This window comes from Nonomuraea harbinensis (assembly GCF_019396385.1).
Classification (GTDB): domain Bacteria; phylum Actinomycetota; class Actinomycetes; order Streptosporangiales; family Streptosporangiaceae; genus Nonomuraea; species Nonomuraea ferruginea.
On the sequence record NZ_JAHKRN010000041.1, the window covers coordinates 1 to 19,459 of the forward strand.

Here is a 19,459-nt window from a genome sequence, read left to right on the forward strand (position 1 = left end):
TCCGCCGCGTTCCCGGGAACGCGGCGGACGGGACGTCAACCGGCGGCCCCGAGGTATCTCCTGGCGGCCTGCACCCCGGCCTGGAACCTGCTGGTCGCGTCCAGGTCGCGCATCAGCGAGGCGATGTGCCTGCGGCAGCTGCGCACCGACATGCCGAGCTTCCTGGCCACGACCTCGTCGGTGTAGCCCTTGGCCATCAGCGCGGCGATGGCCTGCTGGAGGTCGTCGGCCACGTTGGCGTAGCCGACCTCGACGCCCTCCAGCGGGGTGGCGGTCTCCCACAGGTGGTTGAAGAGGTCCAGCAGGAACTGCGCGATGCCGTGGTTGTGCACCCGGGCGACGCTCGCCTCCCCGTCGTCCTCCACGCCGAACATGACGACCAGCGCCCGGTCGAAGACGACCGCCGACCTGGGGACGTGGCTGACGGTGAAGACGGCCGCGCCGGCGTCCGTCAGCCGCTTCAGCAGCATCCGGGTGGACACGTCGGCCCGGTTGCGGTGCTGGCAGATGAGGCGCACCGTCACCCCTCTGGCCAGCAGCGTCAGATACATCTGTGACAGGTCCTCGACGTCGCCGCCACCGGCCTGCATCGCCAGCACCTCGTCGCGGCAGGCGTCGCCGGCCGTCTTCAGGAAGCCGCGCACCTCCATGGCTCCCACGAGATACTCCACCGCACCGGCCGCCGAACCCCGGCCGGCGCCGGCGTACTCCGACTGCAACGCCCCCATCCGCTCGCGGATCTGGTCGATCAGCTCGCGGCGCTGGTAGATCTCCCGCTCCACCGAGGAAACCAGGGAGGCGGCGGCCAGCTCGGGGTCCACCGGCACGAACCGTACGCCCTCGCTGTCGTCGACCCTGAGCAGCCGGCTCTCCACCAGGTTCGCCACCGCCTCGCGCACGTCGCGGACGGTCAAGCCGAGATCTTCCGCGGCCACCTCGACGGCCTCGATCACGCCCTTGCGGGAGGCGTAGCGGTACACGTCGGTCACCAGATCGCCGAAGGCGGGCGATCTGCCCGGGAACAATGTCGTCACACTCATCGATCGGTCTTCCTCTCACCTGTTCATGAACTGCTCGGCCACCGAGATGACGTACTGGCCGTAGGTGGACTTCTCGAGTTCGACGCCGAGCCGATGACAGGCCTCGGCGTCGATGTAGCCCATACGGAGAGCGATCTCCTCCAGGCACGCGATGCGCACTCCCTGCCGGCGTTCCAGTAGCTGGACGTACTGGCCCGCCTGCAGCAGCGAGTCGGGGGTCCCGGCGTCGAGCCAGGCGAAGCCGCGGCCGAGGTCGACCAGCTTCGCCCTCCCCTGTTCCAGGTAGGCGCGGTTGACGTCGGTGATCTCCAGCTCGCCGCGCGCCGACGGGGTGAGGTTCTTGGCGATGTCCACGACATCGCCGTCATAGAGGTAGAGGCCGACGATCGCCCGGTTGGACCTGGGCCGCTCCGGCTTCTCCTCGATGGACAGCAGCCGGCCGCCGGCGTCGGTCTCGGCGATCCCGTACCGGTGCGGGTCGTGTACCGGGTAGCCGAACAGCACGCAGCCGTCGACGGCGCGGCACTCCTCGCGCAGCAGCTCCTGGAAGTTGTAGCCGTGGAAGACGTTGTCGCCCAGGATGAGCGCGACCGGCTCGCCGCCCAGGTGGTCGGCGCCGAGCACAAGCGCCTCGGCGATCCCGTTGGGCTCCGCCTGCTCTGCGTAGGTGAGGCGGAGGCCGAGCCGGGAGCCGTCGCCGAGGAGCCGGCGGACCTGCGGCAGGTCCTGCGGCGTGGAGATCAGCAGGATGTCGCGGATCCCGGCCAGCATCAGCACCGACAGCGGGAAGTAGACGAGCGGCTTGTCGTTGACGGGCAGGAGCTGCTTGGAGACCGCCAGCGTCGCGGGCAGCAGCCGCGTGCCGCGCCCCCCGGCGAGCAGTATCCCCTTCATGCGAACCATCCCCTCCCGGCGTTCAGGTGACCCGGGTGCGCCGGTCGAACAGGATCAGGGAGCCGCCCAGCAGCAGGACGGCCATCCCGGCGAGCACGGCCACCTCGGTCAGGACCGCGCCGAGCCCGGTGCCCGGCCGGGTGAGCGTGAGCAGCGCGTCCATGCCCCAGGCGTGCGGGAAGGCGTGGCCGATGGCGTTGATGACCTCGCCCGAGGCCTCGCGCGGCCACAGGCAGCCGCCCAGCATGCCCAGCACGACGCCGAGCGGCGGGCCGATCGCGGGCGCCTGGTCGGGCGAGCGCAGCAGCGTGCCCACCAGGATCGCGGCGCCGGTGGCGACCAGGGAGAACACGCCCACGACGACGGCCACGGCGAGCGGGTCGCCCCACGAGACGCCGAACGCCAGCGAGCTCACCACCATGATCAGCACGGCCTGGGCGGCGGCCACCAGGAACCTGCTCACCGCCTCGCCGAACAGCACCGACCGCTGCCGCACGGGGGCGGTGAGCGCCCGCTGCAGCATGCCCAGCCTGCGGCTCTCCACCAGCGCCGCGGCGACCGCCATGGAGTTGATGAAGGTGAACAGCAGCAGGTTGGCCGGGGCGGTGTAGGCGAAGCCGCGCGGGTCGCCGCCGGTCGTGGCGGAGTCGTTCACGGAGACCCGGCCGGCCTCGGCCTGGGCCTGCCGCACGTACTCGGCGGCCTCGGTCTCGGTGGCGCCCGCGACGGTCGCCGCCCTGGTGGCCTCCAGCACGGCGGCCACCCGGCTCACCGAGACGTCCACCGCGCCGCGCGCGGCCATCCCGCTGCCGTTGGTCCCGGTCATGACCAGCTCCAGCCGGGTCGAGCCGGAGGGGACGACCAGGCCCGCCGCCAGCGATCCCTCCCGTACGCCGGAGCGCAGGTCGGCGGCGTCGTCCATGGGGATCACCGTCAGGTCCGGATGGCGGCGCAGCTCGGCCAGCACGGCGGTGGTGACCGGGTCGGAGCCCTCGGCGCCCTCGGCGACGACGCCGACGGGCAGCCGGTCGGAGCCGGCGGTGCCGCCGCCGAGCGCCATCCCGACGAACGCGATGGACACGAACGGCATGATCACCATGAAGAACAGGCCGACCCGGTCACGCGTGAGGCGTCGCAGGTTGGCGGCCACGAGCGCCGCCACCGGCCGCGGGCGTCCGCTCATAGCAGCAGTCCCTTCCTGAAGCCGGCGACGGCCGTCCCGCCCGCCGCCAGCGCGATGGCGCACAGCACGCCGATCGGGCCGGCCACCGCGCCGACGGAACCCGCCGCGCCCGCGCCCGCCAGCTCGGTCAGCGCCGTGGAGGTCCAGCCGTTCGGGGTGAGCAGCGCCACCGCGCGCAACGGCTCGGGAAGGTCGTAGAGCGGGACCAGGCTGCCGCCGAAGAACGCCGCCACGAACGAGACGACCATGATCACCCCGTCGGCCTGCGCGTCGGTCCGCACCCGGCTGGCCACCAGCATGGTGATCGCGGCGGCGGCCAGCACGTGCGCGACCAGCACCGCGAACACCGCGACCGGATCCCCCCAGGTGGTGCCGAAGATGAGCGTGGAGGAGGCCCAGCAGACGCAGACGCTGACCACGCCCAGCCCGAACCCGACGACCCCCTTGCCGGCGACCGGCACCCACGCCGCGACCGGACCGGCCCGTATCCGGTCCAGGGTGCCGAGCTTGCGCTCGGTGAGCAGGCCGCGGAACGAGGCGCCCACCACGAAGAAGGCGAACAGCGCCGCCATGCCGGAGCCGTAGTAGACCGACAGGTCCACCTTGCCGCCGGAGAGCGGGTCCTCGGCCAGGGTGAGCGCGGGGCCCGCGGCCCCGTTCCGCTCCACCAGCTCCTTGACCCGCTCGCCGGGCACTCCGGCGAGCAGGACCGCGTGCACGGCGAGGGTCCTGGCGTCCACCACCGCCGAGATCCGGTCCACGACGGCGCCCGCGACCACCCCGGCCAGCGGTGACTCCGGCGAGGTGAGCACCGCGACGTCGCCGCCGCGCCCGGCCCCCACGCTCTGGCTGAACCCGGCGGGGAACACGATGGCCGAGCCGATCTCCCCGGCGTCCAGCGCCCGCCGCGCCTGCTCCTCGCCGGGCAGGTCGCGCAGGGTCACCGCCCCCTTCAGCTCCTCCGAGGCCAGCACCTCGCGGCGCACGGAGGCGGGGAACTCGCCGTGGTCCAGGTCCACGAAGCCGACCGTGGCGCGCAGCGGCGGATCGTCGCCGCCGAGCGCCAGGCCGAACAGGGTGGCCAGCGTCACCGGCACGATCACCGCGATGACGATCGCGGTGCCGTCACGCAGCCGGGTGCGCAGTTCGAGTGCGCTCACCGTGAGCATCGCCCGCCACATGGTCAGTCCCGTAAGGAGGTGCCGGTGAGGTGTAGGAAGGTCGCCTCGAGGTCGGGCTCGATGACCTGGGTGGCGGTGACGGTGGCGCTGCCCTCCACGGCGGAGATCAGCGCGGGCAGCAGGTATCTGCCGCCCTCGGCGATCAGCCGTACGGACTCGGCGCCGGTCCTGGCCGCCTCGATGACGCCTTCGACGGTGCGGAGCTTGGCGTAGGCCGCCTCCACGTCCCCGTCGAGCACCAGCTCGATCTTGTCGGCGCTGCCGACCATGGCGATCAGCTCGCGCCTGGTGCCCTCGGCGATGATCCGGCCGTGGTCGATGATCGCCACCCGGTCGCAGACCCGCTCGACCTCCTCCATGTAGTGGGAGGTGTAGAGCAGCGACATGCCGTCGCCGACCAGGAGTTCCAGGCCGTCGAGGATCGCCTTGCGGCTCTGCGGGTCCACCCCCACGGTCGGCTCGTCCAGGATCAGCACGTCGGGGCGGTGCAGGAGGGCGGCGCCGATGTTGATCCGCCGCCGCATCCCGCCGGAGTAGGTGTCCAGCCTGCCGTCGGCCCGGTCGGACAGCCCGATCAGGTCGAGCACCTCCTCGATCCGGCCGGCGAGCCCGCGCCGGGCCAGGCCGAACAGCCTGCCGAAGAAGCGCAGGTTCTCGCGGCCGGTCAGCTCCGGGTACAGGGCGATCTCCTGCGGGACGTAGCCGATCCTCGCCTTGGCGCGCCTCGGGTCGGCCGCCAGGTCCGTGCCGCCGACCAGGACGGTGCCGGCGTCGGGGCGCAGCAGGCCGACGAGCATGGAGATCGTCGTGGTCTTGCCGGCGCCGTTCGGGCCGAGCAGTCCGTAGGCCTGGCCCGGCGCTATCGAGAAGCCGACGTCCTCGACCGCCGTCACGTCCCCGTACCTCTTGCGCAGGCCCTCGCAGGCCAGCGTGGCCGTCACCGCGGGCCCCAGCCCTCGGCGGCGGTCAGCCCGGGCGGCTCGCCCTTGTCGGCGACGTTCCCGGCGAACACCTGCCGTGCCAGGTCGGTGCCGAGCTGGAAATCGAGCGGGCTGTTGCCGGTGATCCGGTTCCACAGCACGTGGTTGTCCAGGGCGTCGTCGCCGCCCCACTCCTTGGAGGAGCCCATCACGAAGCCCGCCCCCATCACGGACTCCCCGCTGGGGTGGTTGTCGTGGATGTGGTTGTCGACGACGCTCACCCGGTGGGTGCCGATCAGCGCCAGGCCGACGCCGGAGATCGGCGGCCCCGCCGCGCCGAGGCCGTCCGGCTCCACGCCGGCGGCCAGGTCGTTGCCGTACAGGTCGTTGCCGGCGACCAGGCAGTCACGCACGCCGCCCTCCGGCTCGCCCTCGTAGACCTGGTTGAGCAGCAGCACGCCGATCGCGTTGCCGTGGCAGGAGTTGCGCACCACCCGCGCGCCGGAGGAGTTGTCGACGAAGATGCCGAAGGCGTTGGCGAAGGTCTCGTTGCCGTCGAGCAGCGCGCCGGAGCGGGGGCAGAAACTGAGGGCGACGCCGCCGTACTGGCTGCCCGAGGCCCGGCAGCCGGTCACCGCGCAGCCGCTCGACTCGCGCAGGTAGACGCCCCACACGGCGTTGTCCTCGGCGGTCACCTCGTGGACGGTCACGCCGGAGACGGTGTGGGCGTAGATCCCCGCCCCGGAGAAGCCGCGCACGGACAGCTTCTCCACCCGCACGTCGGCGACGCCCTCGCCGTGCACCGTGACGCCGCTGACCACGTCGTCGCCCGCGTCGTGCAACCCGGGCACGCCGACCGGCCCGCCCTCGCCGGGCGCCAGCACGGTCCGGCCGGCCCCGGCCCCGGTCAGGGTAACCCCCGGGTGCCTGATCCACACGTGCTGCCGGTGGACGCCCTCCGCCAGCGAGATCCGCGCCCCCGGGCCCGCCTCGTCCAGCGCCCGCTGGATCGACTCTCCGGGCCGTACCGTCATCGTCCGCGTCATCCCACACTCCCGTCCACGAACACGATCGCCAGCGATACGAACAGGCCGTCGCCGCTCCCCCAGCGGGCGGCCCCGGCCACGATCCCGCCGTCGCCGCTCCGCCGTCGGGCCGCACCCGCCGCGGCCCCGGCGGCGGTTCGGCCCGCGCCGTCCGGGGCGGGGCGCAGCCGCGCCAGGGCGGCCCGGCCGCTCGCGCCCCGGACCGTGTACGCCGCGCCTCCGGTCAGCCGCAGCCCGGTCGAGGCGGCCAGTTCGCCGGCCGCCTCCTCCAGCAGGGAGGCGCTCCAGCCGGACGGCGGGCGGGCCTCGGCCTCGAAGTCGTGCCAGGTGAACCCGGGAGGCCGGCTGCCCACGGCCTTGATGAGGCTTTCCTTGACGGAGAACGCGGCCGGTCCGGGCCCCAGCGCGCGCTCGGCGGCGGTGGTGAGCCGGCGGGCGAACACGTCCCCGCCCCGGCGGGCCGCGCGGGCGATCCGGTCGACCTCCACGATGTCCACGCCCATGAGGGCGGCGCCGGCGCTCACGCCAACGCCCCCGAACAGCGGTCCGCGAAGGGCATCAGCGCGGCGGTGTACTCGTCGGCGCGCTCGACCATCGGGATGTGCCCGCAGTCCTCCACGAGCAGGATCTCGTTGCCCGGGTAGCCGGCGAGCACCTCCAGCCACGGATCGACGGGCGTCATCCTGTCGTGCCTGCCCCAGAGGTACATGGCCGGGCAGGACACGCGGTCCAGCGCCGCCCGCACCCGGTACCCGCGGGTGGCCTTGAGGCTGCGGGCCATGCTCACCATGGACTCGGGCCGCCGCAGCATGTCGCCGACCTCCGCCATGCGGTCGTCGGAGAACAGGCTGCGCCCGCCGTGGAACAGCGCGGCCACCATGCGTTCCCCGAACTCGTCGCCGAACGGCCGCACGCTCCCCCGCCGGTCGAAGCTGAGCCCGACGTCGGGGTCGGCGGTGAGGCCGGGCGCGCCGCTGACCACGATGCCGAGCACCCGGTCGGGGCGGCGGCCCGCCAGGTCGATGGCGACCAGGCCGCCCAGCGAGTTGGCGCACAGGATGATCTCGCCGGCCCCCGCCTCGTCGCAGGCGCGCAGCAGCGCGTCGCCGAGCCGCTCGATCGAGCCGGCGACCCGGCGGTCGAGCGCGCAGATGGCCTCGTTCGTACGCAGCACCGGCAGGCCGGCCCGCTCCAGGTGGCGGTAGGGGTGCTCCCAGATCCACCCTCCCGCGAACAGCGCGGACATGAACACCACGGCGGGCCTGGGGCTGTCGCCGAGCCGGTGCTCGGCGGTGAAGTCCATCATCGAGGCTCCGGTCACTTCCGTCTCCACATGGTTCGCAGGGGGCTCGGGCATCACAGCGTGGCGGCGTCCTCCGGGGTCCACCCGCACGCGCACGCCGCGCCTTCGCCGGTCGCGACGACGGCGGCGCAGCTTGGGCAGCGGGCGTAGTCCCGCGCGGAGGCGGGATACCAGACGCTGGTGTGCACGCGGGTGCACAGGCCGCTCCTGAAGAAGCGGCGCATGGCCCGCTGGTGCGGCCGGGCGTGCACCGCGCGCAGCGACTCCGGCCGGTCGAAGGCGCTCAGCGTGAACTTGCGGTCGCCGGCGTCGAAGGTGGCCGCCCCGAGGAAGCCGCGCGACGCCCGCAGCGACTTGACGATCTCCACGCTGAGCAGGTCCACGTCGGCGGCCTCCGCGTCGTCGCGGATCTCCAGCCAGGTCAGCACCAGCGCGCCTGGGCGCTCGGTGCGGCCCGTGGGAACCCTGGCGCTCATGCCGTACTGGCGGGTCTCGTCAGCGGCCGGTACGAATCGCGCCGCGTAACCGAGCGCCTCGGCGAGCGCGAGCCTGTCGTAGCTCCTGCGGACGTGCGCGCCGTCGTGGCCGAGCGTCACCAGGTCGGTGCCGGACACCGTGACGGTCCCGTTCGTCGCCGGCATCCCCAGGTACGCGCCGCGGTGACCGGCCCGCAACGTCCAGAAGACGGCGACCTCGTCCTCCCCGCCCACCATCCGCTCCACGAGGAACCGCTGACCGGCGAACCGCCCCAGCACCCGCGCCGCGTACCCGGCCAGCCCGTCACCGCTCAGCACGCCCCCCGAGTCGGGATCGGCATAGGACGCCACCGTGGCCGCCACCGCCGCCGGATCCCCCGCGCTCCAGGCCGCCAGCTGCGCCTCCACGACCTTCCGCACGTCACCCATGCGCCCCTCCCCTCCAAAAGGCGGGCGGAGAAAGCCGCAACGCCCCCACCACCCCACCCCGCTCCGCCGAGCCGCGAACAGAGGAGAGCACGACGCCGCCCGCCACCCCACCCCGGCGGTCGTCCTCCGGGAGGTGGGGGGAGGAGAGGGCGACGGCCAGGGCGTGGCTGCCGGTGTGGCTGATCGAGACGCGGATGCCGCGGGGGTCGGTCCGCCGGGCAAGGTCGGCGTGCAGGTGGACGGCCGGTGGGTGGCCGTCCAGGCAGGTCGCGTCGGCCTGGCAGGCCGGGGTGGGCAGGGGCAGGATCTCGACCTGGCCGAGGTGGGTCGCGGTCGGCGGCAGGCCGAGGAGCCGCAGCACCGCCCGCTTGCCGGCCAGCCGCCCGGCCCAGTGGTCCAGGGTGCGCCCCGACGACCGCACCCGCTCGGCGGAGGTGAAGACGTCCTCGACCCGCATCCCGTCGAGCAGCTCCACCGGCCGCGTGAGCCCGGCGTAACCGACCGCCGCGCCGCCCCAGCGCTTCACGCCGCCACCTCCCTGGCCAGGCGGCGCAGGGTGCCGGGATCGGCCATGCTCAGGCAGCGCGCCCCGGCCCGGCGGGACAGCCCGGCCAGGACCTTGCTGTCGCCGACCTCCACCCCGGGCGCGACCGCGTCGACCGCGCCGACCGTACGGGTCCACAGGACCCTGCCGGTGAGCTGCGCCACCAGCGCCCGCCGGAGCGCGCCGAGGTCCGTGGTGGGCTCGCCGGTGACGTTCGGCACGACGGGGACGCGGGGCTCCCGCATCGGGGCCGCGTCCACCGCCGCCGCCCAGCCCGGCACCGCGCCGGCCATGAGCGGGGAGTGGTACGCGCCCCCCACCTTGAGCGGCACGATCTTGGTGGCGTCCGTGGCGAGCTTCTCCAGCCGGTCCAGAGCCGGGACAGCACCGGAGACGACCACATGACCGGGCGCGTTCTCCAGCCCCACCACGACGGGCTCCCCCGGCGCCGCGGCCGCCGACGCCAGCTCCTCCACCCGCTCCGCGGACAGCCCCATCACCGCGCGCATACCGCCCGCGACCCGCCCGGCCCCGGCCATGAGCCGGGCGCGCGTCTCCACCAGGCGTACGGTCCCGGCCAGGTCGAGCACGCCCGCCGCGTGCAGGGCGGTCAGCTCGCCCACGCTGTGCCCGGCCACGACCGCGGGCTCGTACCCCTCTTCCGTCAGCACGGCCAGGGCGGCGAGGTTGCAGGCGGTCACCGCCACCTGGGCGTGCTCGGTCGACACCAGCCGGTCGAGCGGGCCGCGCGCGCACAGCGGCGAGATCGGCCGCGACAGCAGCGCGTCGACCTCGTCCAGCCGGTCGCGGGCCACCGGCCTGCGGCGCAGCCACGCCCCCATGCCGACCCGTACGGTGCCCTGGCCGGGGAAGAGATAGCCGAACATGAAGTGAGCTCCATTCACAGGCGGCGGCGCGGCCGGCGCTCCTCGTGGGCCGGCCGCTCGGTACCGAGGAAGCCGAGCAGCAGCTTGTTGACCTGGTCGGGGGCGTCGAGGGGCAGCCAGTGCCCGGCGTCCTCGATCCGTTCGTAGCGCCAGGGCCCCTTGACGAACTTGCCGGAGGCGGCCATGCCCTCCTCCAGCAGCGCCTTGTCGCCCGCGCCCCAGATGCCCAGGGCCGGCGCGAGCACCGGCGGGAAGCGGCGGGTGATCCGCAGCTCGGAGGCGGGCGAGCGGTTGGCGCGGTACCAGTTGAGCCCGGCGGTCAGCGCGCCCGGCCTGGCCAGGTCGCGCAGGTAGCGGTCGTGGTCGCCGTCCCTGCCCATGATCTCCTTGAACAGCCGCCAGCCGTTGCGGCGCAGCAGCTCCTCGCTCACACCGGGGAACTGGTAGAAGAGCATGTACCAGGAGGCCGCCCGCTGCTCGATCGACGGCGTGGCGAAGACGCCGGGGTGCCCGACCGACAGGGCCACCAGGTGGTCGATCCTGCGCGGCATGAGGAAGGCGTACATCCAGGCGATGGCCGCGCCCCAGTCGTGGCCGACGAGGTGCGGCCGTCTCACGCCGAGCTCCATCGTCAGCGCCACGACGTCGTTGACGATGGTCTGCATTCCGTACGCCTCGACCTCCTGCGGCTTGCCGGAGTCGCCGAAGCCGCGCAGGTCGGGCGCGATGACCCGGAAGCCGCCTTCGACCAGCGCGGGGATCTGGTTGCGCCACAGGTAGGAGGAATCGGGGAAGCCGTGCAGCAGCACGACAGGAGGGCCCTCGCCCTCGTCGACGTAGGCGAGGTCGACGCCGTTGACGTGGACCGTCTTCTTCTCCATCATGCCGTCTCCCTGAACAACCGCTCAGCGAAGAACTCGCTGAAGCCGAACTCGGGCACCTCTTCGGGGGCGACCATGTTGAGCAGTCCCGTCACCTGCGCGGCGAAGTTCCTGGCCATCAGCCGGCGCACCCGGCGCCTGCGCTCGACGGCGGCGGGCCCGAACTCGACGTGCAGCCTGCTGATGATGGAGGCGCCGAAGTCCAGCCGCTCCAGGCGGAATTCCCGCTCCTCGACGTACGGCGCGAAGGCGGCCGGCGACCAGTCGGCCGAGCCGAGCAGGATGTCGCAGACGGTCCTGGAGTCGCGCAGCGCGCAGGACAGGCCGGTGCCGAGCACGGTGTCGGCGTTGCCGGCCTCGTCGCCGATCAGCACCACGCCCTCGGTCAGCGGCGGCCCCTCGGGGACGCTGGACACCGACGGCCACACCGACAGCGGCCCGGCCGGCGTGGCCGCGGTCACCGCCTTGCCGTGGTCGGGCAGGCACTTGAGCTCGTACGCGGCCAGGAACCGGTCCACGCCGCCGGGCCCCCGGTAGCGGTGCTTGTTCACGGTGGGGAAGTTGAGATAGAGGCGGGCCCGGCCGTAACCCTGCGGGAAGACCATGAACATGACGTCGCCCTCGGTGCCCATGGCCTGCACGTCGGGCGGCCAGCCGTCCATGCCCTCGACCATCATGCCGCCGCCCCAGTGGTGCATGGAGTTGCGCATCGTGATGCCCACCTGGCGGCCGACCGTGCAGCCCCGGCCGGTCGCGCCGAGCACGATCCGGGGGCGCAGCTCACGCGGGCCCAGCGGCGTGCCGTACGAGACGACCGGGCGCGGCCCCGGCGTGACCGTGATCTTGGCGGCCGCCATCTCCAGCCGGGCGCCGGCGGCCACGGCCTGCTCCGACATCAGCTCGCACACGGCGTGGTGCGGGAAGGCCATCGGGCCGCCGAAGCCGGGGATGAAACCGGTCATGTCCACGGCCTCGACCTCGTCGTCGGCGACCGCCTCGTCCCAGGTCATCCACTCGCGGATCTCCCAGCCGCCGCCGTCCCAGAAGCAGTCCTCCACGCCCAGGCGGCGGGCCTCCCTGATGCCCCACGGCGCCAGCCACTCGCCGCGCACCAGGTCCTTGTAGGCCTCCTGCTTCTCCAGCACCACCACGGACAGGCCGCCCGCCGCCAGCTTGCAGGCCGCGGACGCTCCGGCGATGCCGCCGCCCACGATGACGACGTCGGGCTGCTCGGACACGTGTGTCAACTCCCCCACCTCTCCCAGTAGGTGCGTTCCTCCGCGCTGTAGCGCTCAGCCGGGCGAAAGTCGGTTCCCAGGGTGTAGGCGACCGGGATCATGCACACCTGCGTGACCCCCGACGGGATGCCGAGCAGGCGCCCGACCTCCCGTTCGTGGGGGACGTGCAGGCAGGTGATGGTGCTGCCGAGGCCCCTGCTGCGCAGCGCGAGCTGGAAGGACCAGATGGCCGGGAAGATGGAGCCGTAGAAGATGCTGGCCCTGGTCTCGCCGTGCCGCACCAGGTGGCCGGGGTCCTCCGCGACCTTGTCCGCCATCCGCACCCGCCACGCCTCGTTGATGGCCGCGATGTCCGGCGGTCGGCCGAGCACGCACGGGATGACGAGGACCGGCACCGCTTCGAGCGTCTCGGTGAGGGCGAGCGCGGAGGCGTAGTTGCGCTTGGCGCGGGCGTCGTTGCGGCGGCGGCCGGCGTTGGTCCAGATGTCGTTGCGGTGGAAGGTCCAGGAGGAGCGGATCATCTCCGCCAGCTTCGCCTTCACCGCCGGTTCGGTGATCACCAGCCAGCGCCAGTTCTGGTGGTTGTTGGCCGTCGGCGCCTGCACCGCGACCTCCAGCGCCTCCCGTACGATCTCGGGCGGCACCGGCCGGTCCAGGTCGAGCCGGCGGCGCACGGACCGCGTCGTCGTCAGCAGCCGGTCGGTCTCGGCCACGTCGAAGGGCGGTGTGCTCATACCGCCCCCAGCAGAACGGCGCCCGACACGGACCCGGGGGCGGCGGTGAGCGCGAGCGCCTGCTCCACCGGCCCCGGCAGCACGGGATCGGTCAGATACCGGCCGAGGTCCCCGGCGACCGGCCGGGCGAGCCCGGTGAGCGCGGGCGCGATCCCGTCGCGGACGGCCAGCGCGGCCATGGCGATGTTCATCGCCCCGCTCGCCGCCTGGCAGTCGCCGATCAGCGCGGCCGACGAGGTCAGCACCCCGCCCGCCGTCCCCAGCACCGCCGCCGCCTCCTCGCGGTCCCGCGACGAACCAGCACCCACCCCGACCACCACCCCCGCCGAGGACTCCAGGGCCGGGTGAAGGGCGTCCGTGGGGTCGTGGGTGGTGTGGGTGGTGGCGAGTACCCGGGCGTAGGCCCGGCCGCCGCGGCCCGCGCAGTGGTCGGCGGACTCGACGACGAAGGCCACCGCCGCCGACCCCGGCACGGGCTCCGCCGCGCCTGTCTCGTACGGGGTCGGCGGGTCGGAGGGGTCACCGAACGCCTCGCCGGGCCGCTCGTCGGCCGCGACCACCAGGACCACCTCGGCCTTGCCCGCGCTGATCAGCTCAAGGGCGCAGTCGAGCGCGATCGAGGCCGACGCGCCGCCGTTGCAGATGGTGGTGGTGGGCCCGCGCAGGCCCAGCGTCTGGCAGACGGCTCCGCCGGTGGCGTTCAGCACCACGTTGGAGAAGCTCAGGACCGCCGGCTTGTTCGGGTTGAGCGCGATGCTCTCGTCGAAGCCGCCGGTGCTCTCGGCCGACCCCGCGCCGGTGGCGAAGATGAGCCCGACGTCGTCCAGCGCCTTCCTGGGCAGCTTCAGCCCCGCGTCCTCCCACGCCAGGCGCGAGGCCGCGATCGCCATCCGGGACAGCCGGTTCATGTGCCGCCACAGCGAGCGCGGCGCGTACGTCCGCCCGTCCAGCGACGGCGGGCGGCCCGCCGCGCGGAGCCCGGCCGAGATGGCCGCGCTCACCTCGGCGATGCCCGTGCCCGCGCCGGTGACCGGCCCCAGCCCGGTGATCACCGCCTCCCTGCGGGGCGGGTCCTCGTACGCGCGCGGCCCGCGTGGCCGCGTCAGCACGAGGGAGACGTTGTTGCCGCCGAACGCGTAGTTGTTGGACACGACCGTCTCGATGTCCATGGGCCGGGCCACGTTCGGCACGAAGTCCAGGTCGGCGGCCGCGGGCTCCCCGTCGAAGCCGATGGTGGGCGGGGCCACGCCGTGGCGCAGCGCCAGCACCGCGGCGACCGCCTCGACCGCGCCGGCCGCGCCGAGCGTGTGGCCGAGGAAGGACTTGATGCTGCTGGTGGGCACCTGCCCGGCGCGCTCGCCGAACACCAGGCGCATCACCTTGGCCTCCATGGCGTCGTTCGCCGGGGTGCCGGTGCCGTGACCGCTGACGTAGTGCACGTCGCCGGGCGACAGGCCCGCGTCGGCGAGCGCGCGGCGCATGGCCGCGGCCCCTCCCCTGCCGGTCGGGTCGGGCGCCGTCGCGTGGTAGGCGTCGGCCGACAGGCCGTAGCCCGCGACCTCGGCGAGCGGGACCGCCCCCCGGGCCAGGGCCAGGTCCAGCGGCTCCAGCAGCAGGAAGGCCGCCCCCTCGCCCAGGTTGAGCCCGTCGGAGCGGCTGTAGGGGCGGCACGGGCCGGTGCTGAGCGCCTGCAGCCCGGCGAAGCCCGCGTACGTGCCGAACAGCAGCGGGTCCACGCCGCCGGCCAGGACGGCGTCCGCCTCGCCGGCCAGGATCTTGTCCTTGGCGAGGCCGACCGCGTTCCCGCCGGCCGCGCAGGCGGTCGAGACCAGGATGCGGGGCCCGCGCAGGCCCAGCCGTTCGGCGACCACGTCGCCGGTGCGGTGCATCGGCTGGTAGCGCCCCGCCTGGTCCGGCGTCGCCTGGCACTTGCCGAGGATGATCCCGAACCGCCCGGGGTCGGCGGCCGTCAGCCCCGCCATCGCCTGGCGCGCGGCGACGAGCGCCAGCTGGGCGGTACGGTCGAGAGAGGCGTCGGCGTCCGGCAGCTGCGACGTGATCCACTCGTCGGGCACCTGACCCGCGTGCCTGGCCTCGAACACCGCGTACGCCTCGTCCCGCATGGGGGTGAGGCCACCGCTGCCGCTGGTCAGCCGGAGCCAGAAGTCCGCGGGGTCGCGACCGGCCGCGCAGATGATGCCCAGGCCGGTGACGACGACGGGCCGCAGCGCCATGGATGTCTCCTTCACGAGAAGCGGGCCGGCCGATCAGATGATCGGCACGCTCCAGCTCTTGGGGACGATGTAGGGACTGGTGAGCGTGGTGACACCGACGCCGCCGGCCGACAGTTCGAGCCCGGCCGCCGCCAGGTCGCGGTCCACGCGGGCCAGGCCGAGGGTGGCGTTCAGCCCGACGCTGTGCACGGCGTGCACGACCTCGCCGATGACCTGGTCGCCCGCCATGAGCCGGGTACCCGGCGCGGGCACGCCGACCGCGCAGGTGAAGCCGACGGTGGAGCGCCCGGCGCCCGACTCGAACGCCTCCAGCACGGCCTCGCGGCCCACGAACGACTCCTTGGTGATGTCGACCAGCCAGTTGGCGCCGATCTCGATCACCGAGGCGCCCGGGGTGGCCTCGTGGCGCGGCATCGGCTGGCGGACCTCGAGCATCGCCAGCTCCAGGGCCTCCTGCCCGGCCGGGCGGGCGTGCTCGACCGACAGGCTCCACAGGCCCGGGGCCGACTCCCGGGGCACGATCATCTGGTATCCGTACTCGCCGGTGAAGCCCGTCCTGGCGAAGACGACGTCCACGCCGTCCCAGGTGGCCTCCGCCACGGACTCGAACGGCAGCGAGGCCAGCTCGGCGTCGATCAACCGGCCGACGACGCCCCAGGCGTACGGGCCCTCCAGCCCGACGATCGCCAGGTCCTCCGAGCGGTCGGCGATCTCGGCGCCCTCGTCGTTCCGCTCCCGCAGGTGCTCCAGCAGGCGGGCGCCCGCGCCGCAGGAGCTCTCCAGGAGGATCCCGTCCTCCCGGCCGAAGGCGATCACCTGGTCCACGATCCGCCCGTCCTCGTCGAGGACGAGGCTCATCATGCAGCGGTCGGAGGTGAGGTACTCCACGTCGCGGGCCAGCACCCGCTGGGCGAACTCGACCGCGGCGGGGCCGGTGATCTCGATGAGCCGGTGCCCGCCGAGGTCGATGACCGCGGCGCGTTCCCTCAGCGCCGTGTACTCCTCCGACAGCGCCTCGGGCGAGGCCGAGAAACGCAGCGGCACGGTCGCGTCGCCGATCTCGCCGTAGACGGTGCCCTCAGGATGCGTGGCCGCGAGGACGTTGGTCATGGTTCACACCTTTCGCACAGAACGTTGACCCGCCGGATCGGCGATCGTGAGAATTCCTTCGGCGGCCACCTGGCCCGCCACCCGGGCCGACACGCGGAACTCCGCGAATCCGCCGCCGCCTCCGGTCCGCTCGGCCGTCAGGGCGAGCTGGTCGCCGGGGACGACCGGGCGCCGGAAGCGCATCGACCTGACGCCCGCCAGGTAGCTGATCTCGCTGGCTCCGGCCAGGGCGAAGACCACGCCGGCGAGCTGGGCCAGCGCCTCGACGATCACGATCCCGGGCAGCACCGCCTCGTTCGGGAAGTGGCCCTGGAACCACAGCTCCGTGCCGGCGACGTTCTTGGTGGCCGTGCCCTTGACCCCCGGCTCCACCTTGCCGACCCGGTCCAGCAGCAGCATCGGCCAGCGGTGCGGCAGCACCGCGCGGATCTGGTCGTGGGTCAGCCCGTTCACCGGCCGCAGGCCGGCGGGCTTCGCCTCGGTAACCGTCATCCCCGGGCCCGCAGCGCCGGGTTGATCTCGTCGGCCAGCCGCGACACCGAGCCGAAGACGGCCATCTCGCTGTCGTAGAGCGCGACCCCGAACTCCGCCTCGATGGCGACGTAGAGTTCGAGCACGTCGAGGCTGTCCAGCTCCAGGCCCCGGCCGAACAGCGGCTGGTCGTCGGTGATCCAGCCCGGCTCGATCTCCAGGTCGAGCCGCGAGACGATCATCTTCTTGATCTGGTCGCAGGTCTGCTGGCGTTCGGCGGCCTTCGCGCGCAGTTCGTCGATGGTCATGATTTCTCCTAAGAACACGGCCTAGTGCCTTGGGTCGGGAGGGCCGGCTCACCCGAGGCCGCCGCCGTGGGCGACGACCACCGAGCCGGACATGTACGACGCCTTGTCGGAGGCCAGGAAGCTGACGATCGAGGCGATCTCCTCGGGCCGGCCCATCCGGCCGAGGCGGATGCGCGACTCGTACTGCTTCCTGATGGCGACGGGGACCTTGCGGGTCATGTCCGTGGCGACGAACCCGGGCGCGACGACGTTGGCCCGCACGCCGTGCGGGGCCGCTTCGTTGGACAGCGCGTGCGTGAAGGCGATGATGGCGCCCTTGGAGGCCACGTAGTTCGTCTGGCCGGGGAAGCCGCCGTCCAGCCCGCTGGAGGAGGACAGGGTCACGATGGAGCCGCTGCGCTGGTGCTGCATCAGCTTCAGCGCCTCCCGGCAGGTCAGGAAGGTGCCGATGAGGTTGGTGTCCACCGGGCCGCGGAACTGCTCCAGGCTCATGGCGATGAGGAAGCGGTCCTGGGTGATGCCGGCGCTGGTCACCAGCACGTCGAGGCGGCCGTGGTCGGCCCGGATCTCCCGGAACACGCGACGTACCGACTCCTCGTCGGTGACGTCCGCCCGCGCGCTCGTCGCGCTGCCGCCTTCCTCCTCGATGAGGGCGACGACCTCCTTGGCGTCCTGTTCCGACCTGGCGTAGTTGACGATGACGTGGGCGCCCTCCCTGGCCAGGTCGAGCGCGACGGCCCGGCCGATCCCGCGCGACCCCCCTGTGACCAGGGCCACGGAGCCTTGGGTGAACAGCATCGGCGTCTCCAGGAATTCGGCAATCGCAGAATGACTTGTCTGGATCTACCCCATGTAAGCTACTAACTGGGGATATCACGCCTGTATCATGCGGATATCCCCGCATTGACTGAGGTAATCGACATATTCGATGCTGACGCCATGGATCAGCGCGAGGCCGATGTATTGGTGGTCGGGGGCGGGCCCGTCGGATTGTCCGCGGCCATCGAGCTTTCCCGCCACGGAATATCCACCTTGCTGGTCGAAAAACACGAGGGGACGTCGCATTTCCCCAAGGCCCGGCTCATCACCACCCGCACGATGGAGATTTTCCGTTCGTGGGGAATTCAGGACGAGGTAGAAGCCGTGGGAATGCCGCGCGAGGAGTTCCTCGCCGTGGGCGTCGGCAGCTCGCTGACCGCGGACGACTTCGTACGGTCGGCGGCGGCGTTGCGGCGCGACGCCCCGCACAGCCCCACCTACACCTTCCTCTGCTCCCAGGACCTGCTGGAGGTCATCCTGCGCCGCACCGCCGAGTCGGGGCCGGCGACGGAGGTAAGGTTCGGCACCACCATGACCTCGATGCGCGAGGTCGCGGGCGGCGTCGAGGCGGTCGTCTCGGGCGGCGGCGAGGAGACCCTGGTGCGCTGCCGGTACGTGGTCGCCGCCGACGGCAGCCGCAGCGGGGTGCGCGACTCGCTCGGCATCAAGGCCGAGGGGCCGCCGGTACTCGGCCACATGATCAGCATCATGTTCGAGGCCGACCTGGGCTTCCTGCCCCGCGACCGGCGGGCCGCGCTGTCCTTCCTGCGCGACCCCCCGTGCGCCGTGGAGGCGGTCGACAGCGGGCGGCGGTGGATGGTGCAGACCGGGTACGAGCCCGAGGAGGGCGGCAGCCCGGCCGACTTCACCGAGGAGGCGTGCCTGGCCGCCGTGCGCGCCGCCGTCGGCGTGCCCGGCCTGCCGGTCACCATCCTCGGCGTGATGCCCTGGCTGCAGCAGGCCAAGGTCGCCGACGGCTTCCAGTCCGGCCGGGTCTTCCTGGCCGGGGACGCCGCGCACGTGGCGACGCCCCAGGGCGGGTTCGGCATGAACTGCGGTATCCAGGACGCCCACAACCTGGCCTGGAAGCTGGCCGCCGTGCTGCGCGGCGCGGCGGGCCCGGCGCTGCTGGACACCTACACGGCCGAACGGCGTCCGGTCGCCGTGTGGACCGTGGACGAGAGCCTGAACAACGCCCTGATCACCTTCAACATGATGGAGGGGCGGCTGTCCATGCGGGAGGCCGTCGACCAGCAGGCGGGCCGGCGCAGCTGCGAAGGGCTGGTGCTCGGCTTCGCGTACGAGTCCGCGGCCGTGGTCCCGGACGGCACTCCCGCCCCCGCGCCCGCCGACCCCTACCGCACCTACGTCCCCTCGGCCCGGCCCGGCCACCGCGCCCCCCACGTGTGGCTGACCGGCCCCGGCGGGCAGGTCTCGACCCTGGACCTGCTCGGCCCCCGCTTCACCCTGATGACGGCGGACCCCGCGTGGGCGCGCGCCTCCGCCCAGACCGGCGCCGACCTGGCCACGGTCCGAATCTCCCCCACCGCCCCGTACAGCTCGGGGACCTGGACGGAGGAGTACGGCGTCGGCGAGGCCGGCGCGGTCCTCATCCGCCCGGACGGCCATGTCGCCTGGCGAACCACGTCCCCTCCGCACGACGCGGCGCAAGAGCTGTCCACAGCGCTCTCGGCCGTCCTCGCCCGGAACTGACACCCGCCCCGACCGCGAGCGCGCAGGTCAAAGGCACCCCGAACGCGG

The 19,459-nt window shown here is 73.3% G+C and carries 21 protein-coding genes; 1 reads left to right on the forward strand and 20 read right to left on the reverse strand.

The window, feature by feature from the left end:
• Positions 1–35: 35 nt before the first annotated feature.
• From KME79_RS32335 to KME79_RS47180, 20 genes are all read right to left on the reverse strand, one after another.
• Positions 36–1,040: a hypothetical protein gene (locus KME79_RS32335; RefSeq protein ID WP_148030036.1), complete on the reverse strand. Its 1,005-nt coding sequence runs from the start codon at positions 1,038–1,040 to the stop codon at positions 36–38.
• A 15-nt stretch (positions 1,041–1,055) separates the two neighbouring features.
• A complete protein-coding gene (rfbA, locus tag KME79_RS32340; RefSeq protein ID WP_148030035.1) occupies positions 1,056–1,934 on the reverse strand; it encodes a glucose-1-phosphate thymidylyltransferase RfbA in 879 nt (292 codons plus the stop codon).
• A 22-nt stretch (positions 1,935–1,956) separates the two neighbouring features.
• The gene (locus KME79_RS32345) at positions 1,957–3,117 is read right to left on the reverse strand and encodes an ABC transporter permease (protein WP_219548585.1); all 1,161 of its coding nucleotides are present in this window, start codon (positions 3,115–3,117) and stop codon (positions 1,957–1,959) included.
• Positions 3,114–4,277: an ABC transporter permease gene (locus tag KME79_RS32350; protein ID WP_219548587.1), complete on the reverse strand. Its 1,164-nt coding sequence runs from the start codon at positions 4,275–4,277 to the stop codon at positions 3,114–3,116. Before KME79_RS32350 ends, KME79_RS32345 begins: the two co-directional genes overlap by 4 nt.
• Before the next feature lie 23 nt (positions 4,278–4,300).
• The gene (locus tag KME79_RS32355; protein ID WP_308249130.1) at positions 4,301–5,239 is read right to left on the reverse strand and encodes an ABC transporter ATP-binding protein; all 939 of its coding nucleotides are present in this window, start codon (positions 5,237–5,239) and stop codon (positions 4,301–4,303) included.
• Complete coding sequence (locus KME79_RS32360) at positions 5,236–6,264, reverse strand: right-handed parallel beta-helix repeat-containing protein (protein WP_219548589.1); 1,029 nt, start codon at positions 6,262–6,264, stop codon at positions 5,236–5,238. The genes KME79_RS32355 and KME79_RS32360 overlap by 4 nt, the downstream gene beginning before the upstream one ends.
• On the reverse strand, positions 6,261–6,788 hold the full coding sequence (locus KME79_RS32365; protein ID WP_219548590.1) for a 4'-phosphopantetheinyl transferase superfamily protein: 528 nt from the start codon (positions 6,786–6,788) through the stop codon (positions 6,261–6,263). Before KME79_RS32365 ends, KME79_RS32360 begins: the two co-directional genes overlap by 4 nt.
• Positions 6,785–7,585, reverse strand: coding sequence for an alpha/beta fold hydrolase (locus tag KME79_RS32370; RefSeq protein WP_261808376.1), 801 nt, complete (start codon positions 7,583–7,585; stop codon positions 6,785–6,787). Before KME79_RS32370 ends, KME79_RS32365 begins: the two co-directional genes overlap by 4 nt.
• 35 nt (positions 7,586–7,620) lie before the next feature.
• Positions 7,621–8,472: an ester cyclase gene (locus tag KME79_RS32375; RefSeq protein WP_219548591.1), complete on the reverse strand. Its 852-nt coding sequence runs from the start codon at positions 8,470–8,472 to the stop codon at positions 7,621–7,623.
• On the reverse strand, positions 8,465–8,998 hold the full coding sequence (locus KME79_RS32380; RefSeq protein ID WP_219548592.1) for a holo-ACP synthase: 534 nt from the start codon (positions 8,996–8,998) through the stop codon (positions 8,465–8,467). Before KME79_RS32380 ends, KME79_RS32375 begins: the two co-directional genes overlap by 8 nt.
• A complete protein-coding gene (locus tag KME79_RS32385) occupies positions 8,995–9,903 on the reverse strand; it encodes an ACP S-malonyltransferase (protein WP_219548593.1) in 909 nt (302 codons plus the stop codon). The genes KME79_RS32380 and KME79_RS32385 overlap by 4 nt, the downstream gene beginning before the upstream one ends.
• Before the next feature lie 14 nt (positions 9,904–9,917).
• On the reverse strand, positions 9,918–10,787 hold the full coding sequence (locus KME79_RS32390; RefSeq protein WP_148030028.1) for an alpha/beta fold hydrolase: 870 nt from the start codon (positions 10,785–10,787) through the stop codon (positions 9,918–9,920).
• A complete protein-coding gene (locus tag KME79_RS32395) occupies positions 10,784–12,022 on the reverse strand; it encodes an NAD(P)/FAD-dependent oxidoreductase (protein WP_148030027.1) in 1,239 nt (412 codons plus the stop codon). The genes KME79_RS32390 and KME79_RS32395 overlap by 4 nt, the downstream gene beginning before the upstream one ends.
• A gap of 5 nt (positions 12,023–12,027) precedes the next feature.
• Positions 12,028–12,756, reverse strand: a complete 729-nt coding sequence (locus KME79_RS32400; protein WP_219548594.1) for a nitroreductase family protein — start codon at positions 12,754–12,756, stop codon at positions 12,028–12,030.
• Positions 12,753–14,990 (reverse strand): beta-ketoacyl-[acyl-carrier-protein] synthase family protein, encoded by a 2,238-nt coding sequence (locus tag KME79_RS32405; protein WP_219548595.1) that lies wholly within the window; start codon positions 14,988–14,990, stop codon positions 12,753–12,755. Before KME79_RS32405 ends, KME79_RS32400 begins: the two co-directional genes overlap by 4 nt.
• 33 nt (positions 14,991–15,023) lie before the next feature.
• Positions 15,024–16,100, reverse strand: coding sequence for an aminomethyl transferase family protein (locus KME79_RS32410; protein ID WP_219548596.1), 1,077 nt, complete (start codon positions 16,098–16,100; stop codon positions 15,024–15,026).
• 3 nt (positions 16,101–16,103) lie between these two features.
• The gene (gene fabZ, locus KME79_RS32415) at positions 16,104–16,592 is read right to left on the reverse strand and encodes a 3-hydroxyacyl-ACP dehydratase FabZ (protein WP_148030023.1); all 489 of its coding nucleotides are present in this window, start codon (positions 16,590–16,592) and stop codon (positions 16,104–16,106) included.
• Entirely contained in the window at positions 16,589–16,879 is a 291-nt protein-coding gene (locus tag KME79_RS32420) for an acyl carrier protein (protein ID WP_148030022.1), read from the reverse strand. The genes fabZ and KME79_RS32420 overlap by 4 nt, the downstream gene beginning before the upstream one ends.
• 48 nt (positions 16,880–16,927) lie before the next feature.
• Positions 16,928–17,677 (reverse strand): 3-oxoacyl-ACP reductase FabG, encoded by a 750-nt coding sequence (gene fabG, locus KME79_RS32425; RefSeq protein ID WP_187281015.1) that lies wholly within the window; start codon positions 17,675–17,677, stop codon positions 16,928–16,930.
• Between the two features lie 75 nt (positions 17,678–17,752).
• On the reverse strand, positions 17,753–17,899 hold the full coding sequence (locus tag KME79_RS47180; protein WP_261808894.1) for a hypothetical protein: 147 nt from the start codon (positions 17,897–17,899) through the stop codon (positions 17,753–17,755).
• Here KME79_RS47180 and KME79_RS32430 point away from each other — a divergent pair.
• Positions 17,846–19,411, forward strand: coding sequence for an FAD-dependent monooxygenase (locus KME79_RS32430; RefSeq protein ID WP_308249133.1), 1,566 nt, complete (start codon positions 17,846–17,848; stop codon positions 19,409–19,411). The two genes, KME79_RS47180 and KME79_RS32430, sit on opposite strands and share 54 nt — an antisense overlap.
• The last annotated feature ends 48 nt before the right edge of the window (positions 19,412–19,459 follow it).

Excerpts from the sequence above, each read along its gene's own strand:
- KME79_RS32335 (WP_148030036.1), bottom strand. The coding sequence starts at position 1,040 with ATGAGTGTGACGACATTGTTCCCGGGCAGATCGCCCGCCTTCGGCGAT.
- rfbA (WP_148030035.1), bottom strand. The coding sequence starts at position 1,934 with ATGAAGGGGATACTGCTCGCCGGGGGGCGCGGCACGCGGCTGCTGCCC.
- KME79_RS32345 (WP_219548585.1), bottom strand. The coding sequence starts at position 3,117 with ATGAGCGGACGCCCGCGGCCGGTGGCGGCGCTCGTGGCCGCCAACCTG.
- KME79_RS32360 (WP_219548589.1), bottom strand. The coding sequence starts at position 6,264 with ATGACGCGGACGATGACGGTACGGCCCGGAGAGTCGATCCAGCGGGCG.
- KME79_RS32375 (WP_219548591.1), bottom strand. The coding sequence starts at position 8,472 with ATGGGTGACGTGCGGAAGGTCGTGGAGGCGCAGCTGGCGGCCTGGAGC.
- KME79_RS32385 (WP_219548593.1), bottom strand. The coding sequence starts at position 9,903 with ATGTTCGGCTATCTCTTCCCCGGCCAGGGCACCGTACGGGTCGGCATG.
- KME79_RS32390 (WP_148030028.1), bottom strand. The coding sequence starts at position 10,787 with ATGATGGAGAAGAAGACGGTCCACGTCAACGGCGTCGACCTCGCCTAC.
- KME79_RS32400 (WP_219548594.1), bottom strand. The coding sequence starts at position 12,756 with ATGAGCACACCGCCCTTCGACGTGGCCGAGACCGACCGGCTGCTGACG.
- KME79_RS32405 (WP_219548595.1), bottom strand. The coding sequence starts at position 14,990 with ATGGCGCTGCGGCCCGTCGTCGTCACCGGCCTGGGCATCATCTGCGCG.
- KME79_RS32410 (WP_219548596.1), bottom strand. The coding sequence starts at position 16,100 with ATGACCAACGTCCTCGCGGCCACGCATCCTGAGGGCACCGTCTACGGC.
- fabZ (WP_148030023.1), bottom strand. The coding sequence starts at position 16,592 with ATGACGGTTACCGAGGCGAAGCCCGCCGGCCTGCGGCCGGTGAACGGG.
- KME79_RS32420 (WP_148030022.1), bottom strand. The coding sequence starts at position 16,879 with ATGACCATCGACGAACTGCGCGCGAAGGCCGCCGAACGCCAGCAGACC.
- fabG (WP_187281015.1), bottom strand. The coding sequence starts at position 17,677 with ATGCTGTTCACCCAAGGCTCCGTGGCCCTGGTCACAGGGGGGTCGCGC.